Origin of the sequence: Lactobacillus melliventris, assembly GCF_042679465.1 — a bacterium.
Lineage (GTDB): Bacteria > Bacillota > Bacilli > Lactobacillales > Lactobacillaceae > Lactobacillus > Lactobacillus melliventris.
In genome coordinates this window covers 66,103-81,158 of the sequence record NZ_JBHTMT010000001.1, presented here as the reverse complement: position 1 = coordinate 81,158, position 15,056 = coordinate 66,103, and the positions used below count along the sequence as shown (strand labels likewise).

At 36.6% G+C, this 15,056-nt stretch carries 18 protein-coding genes and 1 other annotated feature; all 18 genes read right to left on the bottom strand.

All coding sequences use genetic code 11. The features are described 5' to 3' along the window. Positions 1 to 19 precede the first annotated feature (19 nt). Positions 20 to 1,585, bottom strand: a complete 1,566-nt coding sequence (locus ACFQ32_RS00415) for a HAMP domain-containing sensor histidine kinase (protein WP_143444016.1) — start codon at positions 1,583 to 1,585, stop codon at positions 20 to 22. Continuing rightward, positions 1,563 to 2,276, bottom strand: a complete 714-nt coding sequence (locus ACFQ32_RS00410; protein WP_046325108.1) for a response regulator transcription factor — start codon at positions 2,274 to 2,276, stop codon at positions 1,563 to 1,565. The genes ACFQ32_RS00415 and ACFQ32_RS00410 overlap by 23 nt, the downstream gene beginning before the upstream one ends. 136 nt (positions 2,277 to 2,412) lie before the next feature. Next, positions 2,413 to 2,985 (bottom strand): DUF177 domain-containing protein, encoded by a 573-nt coding sequence (locus tag ACFQ32_RS00405; protein WP_046325109.1) that lies wholly within the window; start codon positions 2,983 to 2,985, stop codon positions 2,413 to 2,415. Beyond that, positions 2,986 to 4,140 carry a nucleotidyltransferase gene (locus tag ACFQ32_RS00400; RefSeq protein WP_046325110.1) on the bottom strand — a complete coding sequence of 385 codons (1,155 nt, stop codon included), beginning with the start codon at positions 4,138 to 4,140 and terminating at the stop codon, positions 2,986 to 2,988. Positions 4,141 to 4,146: 6 nt separating this feature from the next. Continuing rightward, positions 4,147 to 4,494, bottom strand: coding sequence for a ribosome silencing factor (gene rsfS / locus ACFQ32_RS00395; RefSeq protein ID WP_046325111.1), 348 nt, complete (start codon positions 4,492 to 4,494; stop codon positions 4,147 to 4,149). A gap of 8 nt (positions 4,495 to 4,502) precedes the next feature. Then, positions 4,503 to 5,099: a bis(5'-nucleosyl)-tetraphosphatase (symmetrical) YqeK gene (gene yqeK / locus ACFQ32_RS00390; RefSeq protein ID WP_046325112.1), complete on the bottom strand. Its 597-nt coding sequence runs from the start codon at positions 5,097 to 5,099 to the stop codon at positions 4,503 to 4,505. Further along, positions 5,092 to 5,733 carry a nicotinate-nucleotide adenylyltransferase gene (locus ACFQ32_RS00385; protein ID WP_046325113.1) on the bottom strand — a complete coding sequence of 214 codons (642 nt, stop codon included), beginning with the start codon at positions 5,731 to 5,733 and terminating at the stop codon, positions 5,092 to 5,094. The genes yqeK and ACFQ32_RS00385 overlap by 8 nt, the downstream gene beginning before the upstream one ends. Positions 5,734 to 5,741: 8 nt before the next feature. Next, positions 5,742 to 6,857: a ribosome biogenesis GTPase YqeH gene (yqeH, locus tag ACFQ32_RS00380; protein ID WP_046325114.1), complete on the bottom strand. Its 1,116-nt coding sequence runs from the start codon at positions 6,855 to 6,857 to the stop codon at positions 5,742 to 5,744. Further along, positions 6,850 to 7,374, bottom strand: a complete 525-nt coding sequence (locus ACFQ32_RS00375) for a YqeG family HAD IIIA-type phosphatase (RefSeq protein ID WP_046325115.1) — start codon at positions 7,372 to 7,374, stop codon at positions 6,850 to 6,852. The genes yqeH and ACFQ32_RS00375 overlap by 8 nt, the downstream gene beginning before the upstream one ends. A gap of 108 nt (positions 7,375 to 7,482) precedes the next feature. Then, the gene (gene rplT, locus ACFQ32_RS00370; RefSeq protein WP_034980161.1) at positions 7,483 to 7,839 is read right to left on the bottom strand and encodes a 50S ribosomal protein L20; all 357 of its coding nucleotides are present in this window, start codon (positions 7,837 to 7,839) and stop codon (positions 7,483 to 7,485) included. Between the two features lie 36 nt (positions 7,840 to 7,875). Continuing rightward, a complete protein-coding gene (gene rpmI / locus ACFQ32_RS00365) occupies positions 7,876 to 8,076 on the bottom strand; it encodes a 50S ribosomal protein L35 (protein WP_034980158.1) in 201 nt (66 codons plus the stop codon). Positions 8,077 to 8,097: 21 nt separating this feature from the next. Next, complete coding sequence (infC, locus tag ACFQ32_RS00360) at positions 8,098 to 8,610, bottom strand: translation initiation factor IF-3 (protein ID WP_046325116.1); 513 nt, start codon at positions 8,608 to 8,610, stop codon at positions 8,098 to 8,100. Between the two features lie 37 nt (positions 8,611 to 8,647). Next, positions 8,648 to 8,759, bottom strand: a sequence feature (ribosomal protein L20 leader region). Positions 8,760 to 8,832: 73 nt separating this feature from the next. After that, positions 8,833 to 9,486: an amino acid ABC transporter permease gene (locus ACFQ32_RS00355; RefSeq protein ID WP_046325117.1), complete on the bottom strand. Its 654-nt coding sequence runs from the start codon at positions 9,484 to 9,486 to the stop codon at positions 8,833 to 8,835. Between the two features lie 14 nt (positions 9,487 to 9,500). After that, the gene (locus ACFQ32_RS00350) at positions 9,501 to 10,139 is read right to left on the bottom strand and encodes an amino acid ABC transporter permease (protein ID WP_046325118.1); all 639 of its coding nucleotides are present in this window, start codon (positions 10,137 to 10,139) and stop codon (positions 9,501 to 9,503) included. After that, positions 10,136 to 10,954, bottom strand: coding sequence for a transporter substrate-binding domain-containing protein (locus ACFQ32_RS00345; protein WP_046325119.1), 819 nt, complete (start codon positions 10,952 to 10,954; stop codon positions 10,136 to 10,138). Before ACFQ32_RS00345 ends, ACFQ32_RS00350 begins: the two co-directional genes overlap by 4 nt. A gap of 16 nt (positions 10,955 to 10,970) precedes the next feature. Then, on the bottom strand, positions 10,971 to 11,708 hold the full coding sequence (locus ACFQ32_RS00340) for an amino acid ABC transporter ATP-binding protein (protein WP_046325120.1): 738 nt from the start codon (positions 11,706 to 11,708) through the stop codon (positions 10,971 to 10,973). A 197-nt stretch (positions 11,709 to 11,905) separates the two neighbouring features. Continuing rightward, positions 11,906 to 13,840, bottom strand: a complete 1,935-nt coding sequence (gene thrS / locus ACFQ32_RS00335) for a threonine--tRNA ligase (RefSeq protein ID WP_046325121.1) — start codon at positions 13,838 to 13,840, stop codon at positions 11,906 to 11,908. Positions 13,841 to 14,151: 311 nt separating this feature from the next. Then, positions 14,152 to 15,051 (bottom strand): primosomal protein DnaI, encoded by a 900-nt coding sequence (dnaI, locus tag ACFQ32_RS00330; RefSeq protein WP_046325122.1) that lies wholly within the window; start codon positions 15,049 to 15,051, stop codon positions 14,152 to 14,154. Between the last annotated feature and the right edge of the window lie 5 nt (positions 15,052 to 15,056).

Here is a 15,056-nt window from a genome sequence, read left to right as displayed (position 1 = left end):
CAGGTCTTTTTTATTTATTTTATTTTTTGCTTTTTTCCGCTTCTTCGCGCTGGCGCAGCCTTTCAGCCTGAGATTTCGAAAGAGCCGGGAAGTCCATCATAAACTGACTACCCTGTCCCTCAACAGAATCGACGCTAATTTTACCATGATAACTAGTAACTAATTTTTGAGCAATTGATAAACCTAAGCCATTACCGCCTTTTTCTCTGGTTCTAGCTTTATCCACTCTATAAAAGCGGTTAAAGATTTTACTTTGTTCTTTTTTGGAAATTCCTTCGCCATAGTCTTGCACTATAATATGAACTTCATCCTGTGACAAGCCAGCCGACACATTCATTTCTTTACGATCCGTAGAATATTTAACACCGTTGTCAATTAATATGACAAGGAGTTGTTCCAAGTGCCCCTGGTAAATCTGAATTTCTGTATCTTGAGGCAGATCATCCATATCTAACCTGATAGTAAAGTCCTTGTGTACCAAAGACATATCACCAACCACTCGTTTTAACACCTCTGAAACCTTGGTAACTGCGTTAGGATACTGAACATTAATCTGCTCCGCACGAGTTAAATCCAGCATTTCCTGGATAAGATGCTGCATTCTTTTGGCTTCCTGCAGAGAAGCGTCGATAGATTCTGCTAAAATTTGGGGATCATCTTTACCCCAACGCTTCAGCATATTTAGATGTCCTTCAATAACAGCAACAGGTGTGCGTAATTCGTGAGAAACATCTCCCACAAACTCTTTTTGTTGATCAATATAGCGTTGCATACGATCAAGCATCTGGTTGAATGAAACCGCCAGTTCCTGCAATTCATCATGACGGTGAAAATCCCTGATCCTGGCAGTACTATTAGGATCATCATTTACTTCCAAAGCAACATGAGACATTTCCTTAATGGGCTTGACAATATCGCGCACTATTATATAAGCAACTAAAGTGAACAATATAACAGCTATCAACGAAATACGTACCATCCACTTTAACAAGTCCTTCATCAGACCGTTATAGTATGACATTTTATTTTCAACAATAATATAGCCTGTGATTTTACCGGATTTAGCTGATCTCACTTTTTGATAAGTTAGTAGTTCCTGTTTGCGACTTTTAGTGACACGTGACATTTTATAATCATCCCGAAACTTTTTAAAAGTCGGGATTTTACCGCCATTATCAAAAACATCTTCTCCGTGTAAATTATAAACTACTACATTTAAATCAGGATTAGTTAATGAAGATAATAGGTCATCATTGAAAGCTCTATTGCCCTGTTGGTCAGATCTAATTGGCGGATTACCTCTCATTACTTCTCTAGCTGACGGTGTGAGGGCAAAAGAAACATTAGCAATCTGCAATTCAGTTGGAATCCGTGTCAAACTACTATTAAGTTTAGATATCATTTCATTTGAGGTCTGCTTTTGCTGGACCATGGATTGCTGGCCCACAAATGAATATATTATTACAGAAAATACAACAAAAGAGACCATAATTGTCAAAGCCACGACAGTTACCCATCTCACAACAAGAGATGAGTGTTTGGTCTCCTTTTTGTTTTTGTTTTTATTCCTTTTCATCGTCCTCATCTCTTACCATGTATCCAGTTCCCCGAACTGTTTTGATATATGATTGCTTACCGGGAACGTCAATTTTATTGCGCAAATAACGCACATAAACTTCTACCACATTAGTTTCAATGTTTGAACCGGGACCCCAAATCTTAGCGAGCAGTTGGTCACGGCTGACAACATTATTCTTATTCTTAATCAAAGTCATTAACAAGTTATACTCACGCTTAGTCAGATCAACTGCTTTGCCATCACCACGGCGAACAATTCTATTTGCGGTCTCAATTGTAAGATCTTTAAACTTTACAACCTTTTTCTCTATTGAATCGTCCGAAGCATCCTTTTCGATTTTTACTCGGCGTAAAACTGCACGCAGACGAGCTAAAAGCTCTTCAATCGCAAATGGCTTAACAATATAATCATCAGCGCCATGATCAAGACCCGAAACGCGATCAATGACGGAATCACGGGCGGTCATCATTATGATAGGAGTACTTTTGACTTGACGCACTCTGCGAGCTATTTCCAAGCCATTCAGGTCAGGCAGCATCAAGTCTAACAAAATCGCATCAAAGTCTTCTTTTAACGCTAAGTCCAAAGCTTTGCGTCCGTTGCCTTCAACAACTGTGTCATACTTTTCGTGTTTTAGTTCCAATTCAACGAAACGTGCCAAATTCTTTTCATCTTCAACAATTAAGATTCTTGCCATTTTTATTCATCCTTTTTAAAATTTAATTTTGATTAATTTAATTTATATTGTTATTAACAAGTAAAGCATACTTTAAAAGTGCTTTTAAAACAAGATTAAAAACCAGCATTTTGCTAATACTGATTTTTTAACTAATTTAATTATCATTATTTCCGTTATGAATCTTTTCATTATTTTCTTTAAAAAGATCTTTTAATTTAGCAAAAGCAGGATTGATTTGATCATCTTTCTTTTTTTTAAAATCTTTTTCCGAAATGACTCTCCAACCTTTTCCTTCAGGATAAATGCCCTGTTCTTGCTCATTGGTAGTTAAAATTGTTGTTGGGATATTTAGTAAAATGTTATCCTCAATTGCTTTTTGCAGATCAATAACTTCGTGCTCGACTTTGACAATCGGAATATCACTCTCATCAATCTCTTCTTTAGCTATCTCAACATCTGTATAATTTTCACTAAAATGAAAATCTTCTTTAAACTTAACAGGATCTAAGCTGCGACTGGATGGTACTATAAGATCTGCTTGTACCTGAAAATTGCCAGTGACAAATGGTTGATTATAAAATAAATCTCCTGTCACTAAAACTCTATCAACTTGATAGACTAAACCATGACTTCGCTTAATGAAATCATCTGCTACCTGCAAATCACATTCAATATGAGTTACAGGTTCCTTACTATATTTGATCTGCGAATAATTCAGTTTTAACATTTAGACCTCCAATGGACGACGGCCAAAGTTTTGATCCACTTGCAGCAGTTGTTCAAAAAAGCGGTCAACTCGAAGTTGCAGCCTCATTGAGCCACTTTGAGTATTTTTTTGATCAACTTTAGAAATGATATCTGCAGGGGTTTCATTTCTAATCCGTTTAAGATATTTCCTACCTACTTTACTGTATCCCAATAGCAAAAGTGATTCATGATTAAAACTGTCAATCATATCCTCTTGGGTCACATTCATCAAAGTATATAAACTTAGTCGACGCAAGCGTGAATACGTATACCGTTTCGATTTTACTCTACGTAAAAACTCAGTAAACGTTTGTGCAGTATGTATCTCCTGCTTCATTTTATATTCCAGGCCTTCACTCATCTGATATATATTCTGCAATTCTGAAATTGAAGAGGATTCTAACCTGTATTTTAAAAATGGAAACAGCAGATTCCAATTGGGATAATTTTTTTGTTTAAAAAGTAATTTTACTTCTTTTTTAGGCATCCATTCTTCTAATGTAGAACTAACTTCATTATGCAAAATCATATTGCGAATTGCACTTGCGCTTTGAACTACCTTATTACTTTGTAAAACATCGTCATGACCTGCTCCGATGCGGTTAATTGGATGTAAAACTAGAGGAGTACCTAAATTATGGTTGGCTACTGCATAAGCTAAAGCCAAAATCGCATTAGGTTCACTAACTTCATGACCAACTTCACGTGCTACCATCTGATTATATTGAGTTGAATAAGTCTGACTGTAATCATTAAAGTCCATGTGACTTTGAGGAATTTCCGCAATTTTACTACCCAAATAAGCATAATTTTGAGTAGCATCTTCAACTCCAAAAATTAAATCAGTAACGCCCACTTTTACCAATTGGTCGATGCTGCCGAGTGCAAATAAATCTGCAGGCTCAACTGAAGTGGAAAATGGCAGTTCAAATACCAAGTCAGCGCCACTAGCAAGTGCTGTCTGGGCGCGAGTCCACTTATCCATTATTGCCATTTCGCCGCGTTGAACGTAATTTCCAGACATGACGACAATGATCGGGTCTTTGCTTCCAGCTATATAACGAGCCTGATTCATTAAGAATTCATGCCCACTGTGAAAGGGATTATATTCTGCAATGATCCCAACTACACTCATGGTTAGCTAATCTTCCTTTAATTCTAATTTTTTACCATTGACCCATAATTTTTCAACATTATAAAAATCACGAGCATCTTCAGTAAAAACATTTACGACAACATCGCCCAAGTCAAGTAAAAGCCAGTTGGATTCACTCGTACCTTCAACACGGTAATCATAATAATTATGTTTGTGAGCTTCGTCAATAATTGCATTGGCTATTGCGTGCAACTGTCTGTTTGAGCCCGCACTAGTAACTACGTAATAATCTGCTAAAATACTATGTCCTTGCATATCGTAAGCTACTGTATCTTCTCCATGACGGTCGCTAATTGCTTTTAAAGTAAAAGTCAATAATTCTTTGCTAGTCATTTTTCTCCTTATTCATTAATACCCCAAACGTTATATGCGTCTAAAGTACGGGGATAGATTTTATTCCTTTTGTCAATTAAAAATTTAAGAGTGTGTGCTAACTGGTAGCCAACTCCCTGGTTAATATTAGCATAAGTTATTTTACGCGCTTCTTCAACACCTGGAAATGATCTGCCTGGTTCAATATAATCAGCCATGAACACAATTTTATCTAAAGTTGTCATTTCAACGTCAGCAGTAGTATGTTTGCGGACTGCAGTTAGTATTTCCGGATCATTAATCTTTAAATCTCTTTGGATAAAATAGGTACCAACAATACCGTGCCAAATGCTCCGATTCCAATTTAACAGGTCCTGATCGAAGCCTTGTGTTTTAATCACTTCACGATATTCATCAACTGCAACTTGTTTAGCATAATCATGAATAAACCCGGCTAAAGCTGCCTTATCTACATCATAGTGATTAAGCTCGGCCAATTTACGTGCAGTTTTACTGACTCCTATACAGTGTTCAAAGCGGTCAGCAGTCATATTGCTCTTTTCCTTAGCAATAATTTCAGAACTTGATAAAGAAGAATATGTTTTCTTAAATACTAAATCAGTCATGATATAAACCCTTTTTATGAATATAATTTCTAACTGTATCAGGTACCAGATATCTGATTGAACCTCCAATTGCAATCGTTTGTCTAATCAAAGTCGAACTAATATCTATAGCTGGAGAATCAACCCAAATCATCGGCAATTTTGCTTTCTGAGGATAACCAGCCCTTTGAACACCCACTAAGGTTGCTAATTGAGCCAACTTTGTCGGTTCCTTCCATTCACCTAAATTATTGACTTGGTCACTACCCATGATCAAGTAATAATGGTTTTCAGGCTGAGTTTCACGTAAATATCTTAATGTGTCTACAGTATAAGATACTCCTCCACGATATAATTCAAACAGTTTTACCTGAAAACGGGGATTGTCTTGAGTACCTAACTCCAACATATTTGCCCTATCTTGAGCAGAAACACTGGGTTCATTTTTTAGCGGGGGCACATTAGTAGGAATAAACCAAATTTCATCTAAGTGTAATTTAGTCAATACCTGTTCAGCCACTATCAAATGGCCGATATGAATAGGATTAAAAGTGCCACCAAAAATTCCGATCTGGCGACCCTTTTTAGGTGTCAATTTTTCTTCCGCTACAGCCACAGTAGGTGTTTTTTGATAATTTTTTGCAATAGCAATCATTATATCCTCTAAATTAAAGCTCGTCTAATACCCAGTCCGATTTTACCAGGTGTATAAATTTTAACTAAACAATCTGCAGGAACTGTAATAAAACCAATTCCGCCAAAAAGCAAGTCGCTTTTACTACCAGTATGATATTCCTGACCCTTTAAAAGAGGCAGCTTATCACTTTTGGCAGGTGGACTAAGTAATTCACCAATATGCTTTTCGTAAAAGCTGTCCGCGTTTTCGGTTTTAGTTCTGTGAATATACAATCCGCGTGCTGCATAAACTGTAAAGCTTGCTTTTTTTCCTTTTAAATAGTCAACTCTGCCCAGACCAGCCAAAAATAAACTGTTTCCCGGACTAAGCTGAAAAGTAACCGGCTTAAGCTGTTTTTGAGGCGATATTAACTCCAGTTCCTGGGTGTTTAAGTGCGTGGCCAACTGATTCTTAGTCAAAATACCTGGTGTATCAACTAAAAAGTGACCATTCGTTAGCGGAATTTCAATCTTATCAAGCGTGGTCCCGGGAAAACGTGAAGTAGTAATCAAATTTTGAATATCACCCATTTGCTCAATAATAGCATTAAGAAGAGTTGACTTTCCAACATTAGTCGTTCCGACAAAGTAGACATCTTGATCTCGGGAATTATGATCTAGGTAACTTATTAATTCCGGCAAGTTCTTTTTATTTTTAGCACTGACCAAAAAGATTTTTTTAGGGTATAATCCCATTCTATTAGCCTCTTGCCTCATCCAATCTTTAATTTTGCTTTGACGAGAATTCTGGGGAAAGAGATCAAATTTATTGCCCACTAAAATAAAATCATTATTACCTATAAAGCGCTTGAGAGCCGAAAGCAAAGAGTTAGTAAAATCAAACAGATCTACCACATTAACGACCAAAGCTTTTTTTTCTGCTAACGAATTCAATAACTTTAAAAAGTCATCATTGTCCGCTTTGACTGGCATAATCTCATTATAATGACGCAAACGAAAGCAACGTTGACAATAAACGTCATTATCCTCATCTTTGCTTTCTCTTGCCTGCTTTAAACGTGCAGCCGGAAGATAACCGGCTTCTTCTACATTATCAGATTGAAGAACAGCACCACAACCAATACATATAATTTGGTCATCCATTTTTTATAGTCTCCTTAAATTTAACGGGATGTGATAAGCCCAAAAGGAAAAAAATAATTTTTTCAAAAAAACGATTAATTCGGGTATTCCATTTATCAGTTTCAATAAGAGGTTTTACTAACACCGATTCTACCCCAGCTAGATTTCCTGCCTGAATATCAGTAATTAACTGATCACCTACCATCATGACTTGTTCTTTTCTTAAACCCATACTTTTCCTTTTGCGGGTGATCGCAAAAGGCAGTGGCTTTTTGGATTTGGCAACAAAGTCTATATGATAAGGATTCAATACTTTACCCACTCTTTCAGCATTGTTATTAGAAATTACAACAAGCTTAATTTTAGCATGCTCTAACTTCTTATTGAAACTATTCATTTTTTCTGCAGTTTCAAACTCGTTCCAAGCCAAAAGAGTATTATCTAAATCTGAAAAAACAGCTTTGATGCCCATTTTATGCAGCTCAGCAGTATTTAAATGATAAATTGTATCAATCGTATAGCGAGGTCTGAATAACATGCAAAATTCCCTTCATCATATCCATTGCACTAGTTTAATATACCAAATTATCAGCTGCAAGTGCTAAATTTTGACATAAAAAAAACAGCGCCATAAGCGCTATTTTGGTTAATTTAAAGCCTTCTTAGCAGTTTCTGCTAATTTTGCAAAGGTCTTTGAATCGTTATAAGCAATATCAGCTAACATCTTACGGTTAATATCAACACCAGCTAATTTCAAGCCGTGCATTAACTTAGAATATGAAATATCATTTTGTCTTGCTGCAGCATTGATTCTGGCAATCCATAACTTTCTGAAGTCGCTCTTACGTCTTCTTCTGTCACGAAATGCATATCTGTAAGATACAAATAACTGTGTACTTGCAGCCTTAAATTGCATATGCTTTGCGCCACGGTAACCCTTGGCAAGCTTCATAATCTTTTTACGACGTTTACGTGTAACTGTTCCACCCTTAACTCTTGGCATCTAAAATTCCTCCTAAATATCGTTTGATTGATGTAATTAACGCATTTGAGAGAGCATCTGTTTGATGCGCTTCAAGTCGCTGCGTGAAACCATTGCAGCCTTTCTCAAATGACGACGTTGTTTCTTAGTCTTGCCGTGGAAACGGTGGCCGGTAAAAGCGTGATGACGCTTTAATTGACCAGAAGCAGTTCTCTTAAAACGCTTAGCAGAAGCGCGGTGGGTTTTCATTTTTGGCATTTTCTAATTCCTCCAAATTAACTAATTATTTTTGTCACTCTTCGGAGCGAGCATTAAGAACATTGAACGGCCTTCCATCTTAGGTTTGCTAACTACAGTAGCAATATCGGATGTAGCTTCAGCCATTTTTTCCAATACTTCACGACCTAGTTCCTTATGAGTGATTGCTCGACCTCTGAACCTGATCGAAACGCGTACTTTAGCACCTTCTTTAGTGATAAATTTACGCGCATGTTTTAACTTAGTGTTAAAATCGTTACCCTCAATCGTTGGACTTAAACGGATTTCTTTGACACTGACCGTTTTAGACTTTTTACGGGACTCTTTAACCTTCTTTTGTTGCTGGAAACGGTATTTGCCATAGTCCATGATACGAGCAACAGGTGGCTTGGCATTAGGCGAAATTAGAACTAAATCTAAATTTGCAACACTTGCTTGGCGTAAAGCCTCAGTTTTAGTAACAACACCAACTTGTTCACCATCTTCATTAATTAAACGAACTTCGCGAGCGCGAATTTGATCGTTCAATATCAAATTCCTTGGAATAATTCTTCACCTCCGTGTTAATCTGAGGACAAGAAAAAGACGGGTAAACTTTACCCGCCCTTAATCAACAGAAAATATCGATCAGCCTAGAGGTCAACTTAACTTAGGCGAGAAGCGGGAAGCTTCTTCTTGTTCTCAACTAAAATGATTATACTCGTCTTCAGTATACGTGTCAATAAGATAAATCTCAAAATAAAGTTTTTGCTTTATTTATACTAAACGCTTATTAAGTTTATTACCAACTACAGATAATGTAAAGCAGATGATAAAATATAAAAGCGTTAAAGCCGCAAACATTGGCACAATATAATTAGCATTTTGACCATAGATGACTTGCGCATGTTGCATAAGTTCAGGGACAACAATAATAGTTGCTAAAGAAGTATCCTTAATTAAAGAAACAAACTGTCCAATAATAGTAGGTATCATGTGCCGATAGGCCTGTGGCAAAACCACATGCCATAATGACTGCACAAATGTCATCCCGGTTGATCTGGCTCCTTCAATTTGGCCAATTGCTACTGATTGAATACCAGAGCGGACAATTTCTGCAATCATGCTGGACTCAAAGATTGTCATAGCAATAATTGCTGATAAAATTGCCCCTGGCCTGAGGCCAATATTTGGTAGGCCAAAATATGTAAAAAAGATAATTAATAATAAAGGCAGATTTCTAACTAAATCAATAGTAAAACCTACAATTGCCGAAACAAATTTAATCTTAGCATAGCGAATTATTCCTAGGACTGAACCTAAAATGAAACTCAATACAATTGCAAAAACCGAAATAAATAGTGTAACAGCCAGACCTTTTAACAAAAAACCAAAGTTTAACCATGATAGAGCATCAATCCATGTTTGCATTTTAAGTCGCCTCCCTACGCCATTTTCTTTTCCAAGTGCCGCATGTAATAACTTAGTGGCATAGTAATTACCAGATATAATATGCCGATTACAAAGTAGCTGTTAAATGTATCAAAAGTTACAGATGCAATTGCATTGGCTTGATACATTAAATCAAAACCTGCGACAAAAGCCAGTATTGAAGAATCTTTAATTAAATTAACAAATTGATTACCAAGCGGTGGAATAACAATCTTAAGTGCTTGAGGTAAGATTACATAACGCATAGCCTGACTATAAGTCATACCGGTTGACCTGGCACCTTCCATTTGACCTTGAGATACCGACTGAATACCTGAACGAATAATTTCCGCAATAAAAGCTGAGGTATATAGGAACAGACCAATAGTTCCAGCGGTGAAACCGTCAATTTGAACAAAATATTTAGGTACTATTAGATAAAAGAACATTACGATAATCAATAATGGAATATTACGAAAGATTTCAACGTAAATCCTGCCAATCCTATTAGCTGTTTTATTCGGAATAACTTCTAATAGAGCTAATAAAACACCAAAAATCAGACTAAATACTAATGTTAACAAGCTTGATAAAATAGTCCAGCCGAACCCTGCGAATAGTTGACTACTAAAATCATTGAAGATCCGAATCATTTAATATACATCTCCTTATAGTTAAAACCAGGAACTTGACCGAACCACTTTTTGATTAAGCGATTGTATTCTCCACTTTTCTGAATCTTGTCAATAGCTCGATTTATTGCTCTATGAAAAGGTTCTTGATTTTTATTTACTGCAATACCATAAGGTTCTTTAGTATAAGTTCCTCCAGTTACTTCAAGGCTATCAGGACTTTGTGCTGCTAGACCATATAAAATACCATTATCACTGGTCAAAGCGTCGCCTTGATGAGATTTCAAAGCTGATACTGCTTGACCATAATCTTGCATAGCGACAACTTTTGCTCTGGGGGCAACTTTCTTTACAGCCTCAACTGAGTTATCGCCAACGATCCCGATTACAGTTTTGCCATTAAGATCACTGGGCTTTTTAATATCTGATCCTTTAGGAACAAGAAAAGATTTACCGGCCTGAAAATATGATTTAGAAAAACTGATTACTTGGGCTCTTTCTGGAGTAATTGTTAGGGTGGCAATTACCGCATCAACATTTCCGTTTTTCAGCAAAGGTATTCTTGATTGTGAAGTGGCAAGAGTAAAGCGAGCTTGTCCTTTAGGACCTAAAATTTCTTTGGTAATAGCTTTAGCCATATCAATATCAAAACCTTTTTCTTTATCATCTCTGATATCAATTAAACTAAATAGCTTTTTATCACCCTCAACAGCCCAAGTAATAGTATTGGATGAACGAACATTTTTTAAAGCTGATTGATCGGCAACTTTATTACCGCAACCAGATAAAAAGAGCATTCCTATTAATAGTGAGATTGAGCAAATTATTTTTTTCATGATAATGCCCTCCATCTTAATGCGCTATTATTTTGCTTAAGAATTGTTGAGCACGATCTGTTTTAGGCTGCTTAAAAAAGGATGTACTGTCATCATCTTCCACAATCTGACCCTGATCCATAAAGATAACGCGATTAGCTACTTCTTTAGCAAAGCCCATTTCGTGAGTCACAATCAAAGAAGTCATATCGCTGGCTGATGTTACCTTTTTAATTACTTGTAGCACTTCATCAATCATTTCCGGATCAAGTGCTGATGTTGGTTCATCAAATAGTAATAATTTGGGATGCATTGCTAAAGACCGAGCAATAGCGACACGTTGCTTTTGTCCACCGGATATTTGCGCCGGCATATTTTGGGCCTTATCTGCCATGCCAACCATATCAAGCAGATGCATTGCTTGCTTTTTATTTTCGTCTTCCGGTAAATGACTTACAATTCTGGGCGCCAACATGACGTTTTCCAAAACATTTTTATTTTTATAGAGATTAAAATGTTGAAAAACCATTCCCACATCTTGGCGCAACCTGTTTGAATCAGTCTTGGGATTGGATAAATCCTGATTGTTGACTATCAGTTTGCCACCCTGAATTGATTCTAACCGATTTATTGTTCTAATAAGTGTACTTTTACCAGAACCAGAAGGTCCAATCAAAACAACAGTTTCACCTTTATCGATCTGTAAATTGATATTATGCAACGCGTGAAATTTGCCATAAAATTTCTGCACGTCATGAAATTCTACCATTGACATAATTAATGCTCCTTTTAGCAGTTTTAATTTAACTATCCAACCTATTTCTTATCAATTGATTAATTAATCAAAAGTGCATCCCGTCAACACTACATTTTGTTACTCGACGTGCAAATTTTAGCGGTTTTATATTATGGTTTAAGTTATCAAATTATTTCTGCCATCTATATAAACTATTTTTATTAGCTTTTACTCTTTTATTCATTGCGTGAATATGATTTAACATCTTGTTCAATTTCACGAATAAATTCGTCAAAACTCTTTGCTACTTCTTCTTCAGTACCATAGCGGCGAACGTTAACACTGTTGTCCTTGAGTTCTTTGTCACCTAAAACAAGAGTATACGGTACTTTTTGTGTTTGTGATTCACGAATCTTGTAGCCTAATTTTTCATTGCGTAAGTCAGCTTCAGCTCTAAAGCCTCTCTTATTGAGCTCATCACGAACTTTCTTAGCGTAATCTGAATGAGCGTCGAGGTTAACAGGGATTACTTCAACTTGAACTGGAGCTAACCAGGTTGGGAAAGCACCCTTGTATATTTCAATCAAGTAAGCAATGAAACGCTCCATAGTTCCAACAATACCACGGTGAATCATAACTGGACGATGCTCTTCACCATCTTGACCAACATAAGTTAAGTTAAAGCGTTCAGGGAGCATGAAGTCCAGTTGGATAGTGGACATGGTCTCATCAGCGCCTAAAGCAGTCTTAGTCTGAATATCAAGTTTAGGACCGTAGAATGCAGCCTCACCTTCAGCCTCAACGTAATCAAGGCCCATATCATCCATTGCCTTTTTCAGCATTGACTGACTTCTTTCCCACATTTCATCATTGGCAAAATACTTCTTAGTATTCTTCGGATCACGATAAGAAAGTCTGAAGTAGTAATCGGTAATGTCAAAATCTTTGTATACATCCAGAATTAAAGTCAAAATCTTAGAGAATTCACTTTGAACCTGGTCTAAGGTTACAAATGTATGACCATCATTCAAGGTCATTTCTCTTACGCGTTGCAAACCTGACAAAGCACCAGATTTTTCATATCTATGCATCATACCCAGTTCCGCAATGCGAATTGGTAACTCGCGGTATGAACGAATATGATGCTTATAGATTTGAATGTGGGACGGACAATTCATTGGTCGCAATTCAAGCATTTCCCCGTCACCCATATCCATCGGTGGAAACATGTCATCACGATAGTGTGCCCAGTGGCCTGATGTTTTATAAGCGTCAACGTTCATAAGCACTGGGGTATAAACGTGTTGGTAACCGTCAGCGACCTCTTTATCAATGATGTAACGTTCAACTACTCGGCGAATCGTGGCACCTTTTGGCATCCAGTAAGGTAAACCAGCTCCAACTTTGGGATCTACAAAGAATAAATCAAGATCTCGGCCAATTGTTCTGTGATCGCGTTCTTTAATTTCTTCACGACGCTTAATATCGGCATCTAAGTCAGCTTTTTTAAAGAAGGCTGTACCGGAAATTCTTTGAAGCATTGGGTTAGAAGATTGGCCCTTCCAATAAGCACCAGCAACAGATAATAATTTAAACTGCTTAATCTTTCCTGTATTAGGCAGTAACGCATCGAAGCCAAAGTCGATGAAGTCTCCCAGCTTGTATACATGAATTTGGTCATCTTTTTCTGCTTTTAGCAATTCACTCTTATACGGATCATCTTTAAAAATTTCAGATAATTCCGCTTTTGACATGGAAGAAGATGCAATTTTATTTCCAGCTTTAATAACCTTTTTAATTGCTTTCTCTAATTCCGGAAGTTCGTTAACTTTAATCTGGTTTTCCTTGTCAGTATCAACCAAAAATCCATCTTCATTCGCCGCATGCTCACCAAAATGAATCTCAGGATAAGCTTTTTTAGCAACTGCTTCAAATACAAAAGCTACCGTAGCCCGTAAAATATTTAAGCCTGCTTCATCCCTGTCTGTAATAATTGCAACTTCGGCATCTTTATTTAATTCGTAGTCCAAAGAAACAACTTGACCGTTTACTTTTGCTCCAATAGCAGCCTTACCTAAGGATGTACCTATGTCATGTGCTAAAGCAGAAACTGATATTGCATCTTCATATTCCTTTTTAGAACCATCCGGCAAAGTAATTGCAAAACTCATTTTTTCCTCCAAAATCAAATAAATAAAAAAATCCCAGTGCAGTTAAGCACTGGGACGTTAATTAACGTGGTTCCACCCAAAATTTAGTCTGGACTCCAGACTATCTCGTTCAAGATTATAACGGATCCAACCCATTTTTTAATTTCAGGTACGAATGAGTGGGTTGTAACACTAATGGAAGCTTCCAGAATAATGCTTCTCTCTCTGAATCGTATTACAACATGTTCATTCATTGCAGTTAATTATAACCCAATAATTTTTTAATGCAAGTATATTTTCATTAAAAAAATTCAAACTAGACTTTTTAGTCACTAATGCCGCCGGTTGTGCCCAGAAATTACAATTTCAGTGGCTAGAGAATGTATTCTTTCCATTAATCTGGCAGCTTTTACTGGTTCAATGGCATTTTTGGTCTCTTTAAAATGATCTTCTAAGTCATTCATAGCAAAATTGGACGAAAAGAAGGTTGGCAAAACATTATCCATTCTTGCTTGTAAAATTACCGCTAAAACTTCATCGCGTGACCACTGACTCAAATTTTCCGCACCAATATCATCAAGTATTAACAAATCGCAATTTGCAATTTTTTGAACTTCATCTTGCAAACTATTATCATTAAAATGACTTGCCAGACTGGCAATGAAAGTAGGAACATGCAAAAAAACAACATATTTGTTCATAGCAGCAACCTGATTTGCCAGTCCCGCCAATATATAGGTTTTACCAATACCAAAATTACCTGATAAATATAAGCCCTTTTGATGAATATCTCGCGCATAATGATATAAAAACTTTTGAATAGCTGCCATTACTTCTTTTCTTGCGGGAGTCAATTCAATTTGACTCAAACGAATATCATGCAATCCCTCAGGTAAATTAATTAAGCGCAAGTGTTTCTTGATACTAATTTCCCTATCATGAATCAGCTTACTGTCCTCAGGAACAAACTTGAGACTAATGGCATTTTTATTCATGATTAAATCAGGATAGTATCCTTGAGTTACCGGATCTTTTTTATGTTGGCTAAGATAAAATTCAAACAGGCTGGGCAGACTTTTATCAATTATGCTGTCGTTAAGCTGCTCTTGGTGCTGGCTGATAAATTGTTGCACTTTGGGTTCAGCCAATACTTTTTGCTTAATTTTAGCTGTACTTTCCTCATCTGCTTTAGCTGTTTGTCCTTTAACCATAAGTTTTTTGATGGGTTGCATTTTAT

Bases quoted from the DNA above. Each gene is read 5' to 3' on its own strand.
- ACFQ32_RS00400 (WP_046325110.1), bottom strand. From the start codon at position 4,140: ATGAGTGTAGTTGGGATCATTGCAGAATATAATCCCTTTCACAGTGGG.
- ACFQ32_RS00345 (WP_046325119.1), bottom strand. From the start codon at position 10,954: ATGAAAAAAATAATTTGCTCAATCTCACTATTAATAGGAATGCTCTTT.
- ACFQ32_RS00410 (WP_046325108.1), bottom strand. From the start codon at position 2,276: ATGGCAAGAATCTTAATTGTTGAAGATGAAAAGAATTTGGCACGTTTC.
- ACFQ32_RS00340 (WP_046325120.1), bottom strand. From the start codon at position 11,708: ATGTCAATGGTAGAATTTCATGACGTGCAGAAATTTTATGGCAAATTT.
- ACFQ32_RS00405 (WP_046325109.1), bottom strand. From the start codon at position 2,985: ATGTTAAAACTGAATTATTCGCAGATCAAATATAGTAAGGAACCTGTA.
- ACFQ32_RS00350 (WP_046325118.1), bottom strand. From the start codon at position 10,139: ATGATTCGGATCTTCAATGATTTTAGTAGTCAACTATTCGCAGGGTTC.
- yqeK (WP_046325112.1), bottom strand. From the start codon at position 5,099: ATGACTGATTTAGTATTTAAGAAAACATATTCTTCTTTATCAAGTTCT.
- ACFQ32_RS00385 (WP_046325113.1), bottom strand. From the start codon at position 5,733: ATGATTGCTATTGCAAAAAATTATCAAAAAACACCTACTGTGGCTGTA.
- rpmI (WP_034980158.1), bottom strand. From the start codon at position 8,076: ATGCCAAAAATGAAAACCCACCGCGCTTCTGCTAAGCGTTTTAAGAGA.
- dnaI (WP_046325122.1), bottom strand. From the start codon at position 15,051: ATGCAACCCATCAAAAAACTTATGGTTAAAGGACAAACAGCTAAAGCA.
- yqeH (WP_046325114.1), bottom strand. From the start codon at position 6,857: ATGGATGACCAAATTATATGTATTGGTTGTGGTGCTGTTCTTCAATCT.
- ACFQ32_RS00375 (WP_046325115.1), bottom strand. From the start codon at position 7,374: ATGTTATTCAGACCTCGCTATACGATTGATACAATTTATCATTTAAAT.
- rsfS (WP_046325111.1), bottom strand. From the start codon at position 4,494: ATGACTAGCAAAGAATTATTGACTTTTACTTTAAAAGCAATTAGCGAC.
- ACFQ32_RS00355 (WP_046325117.1), bottom strand. From the start codon at position 9,486: ATGCAAACATGGATTGATGCTCTATCATGGTTAAACTTTGGTTTTTTG.
- thrS (WP_046325121.1), bottom strand. From the start codon at position 13,840: ATGAGTTTTGCAATTACTTTGCCGGATGGTTCTAAAAAGGAATATGAA.
- ACFQ32_RS00415 (WP_143444016.1), bottom strand. From the start codon at position 1,585: ATGAGGACGATGAAAAGGAATAAAAACAAAAACAAAAAGGAGACCAAA.
- rplT (WP_034980161.1), bottom strand. From the start codon at position 7,839: ATGCCAAGAGTTAAGGGTGGAACAGTTACACGTAAACGTCGTAAAAAG.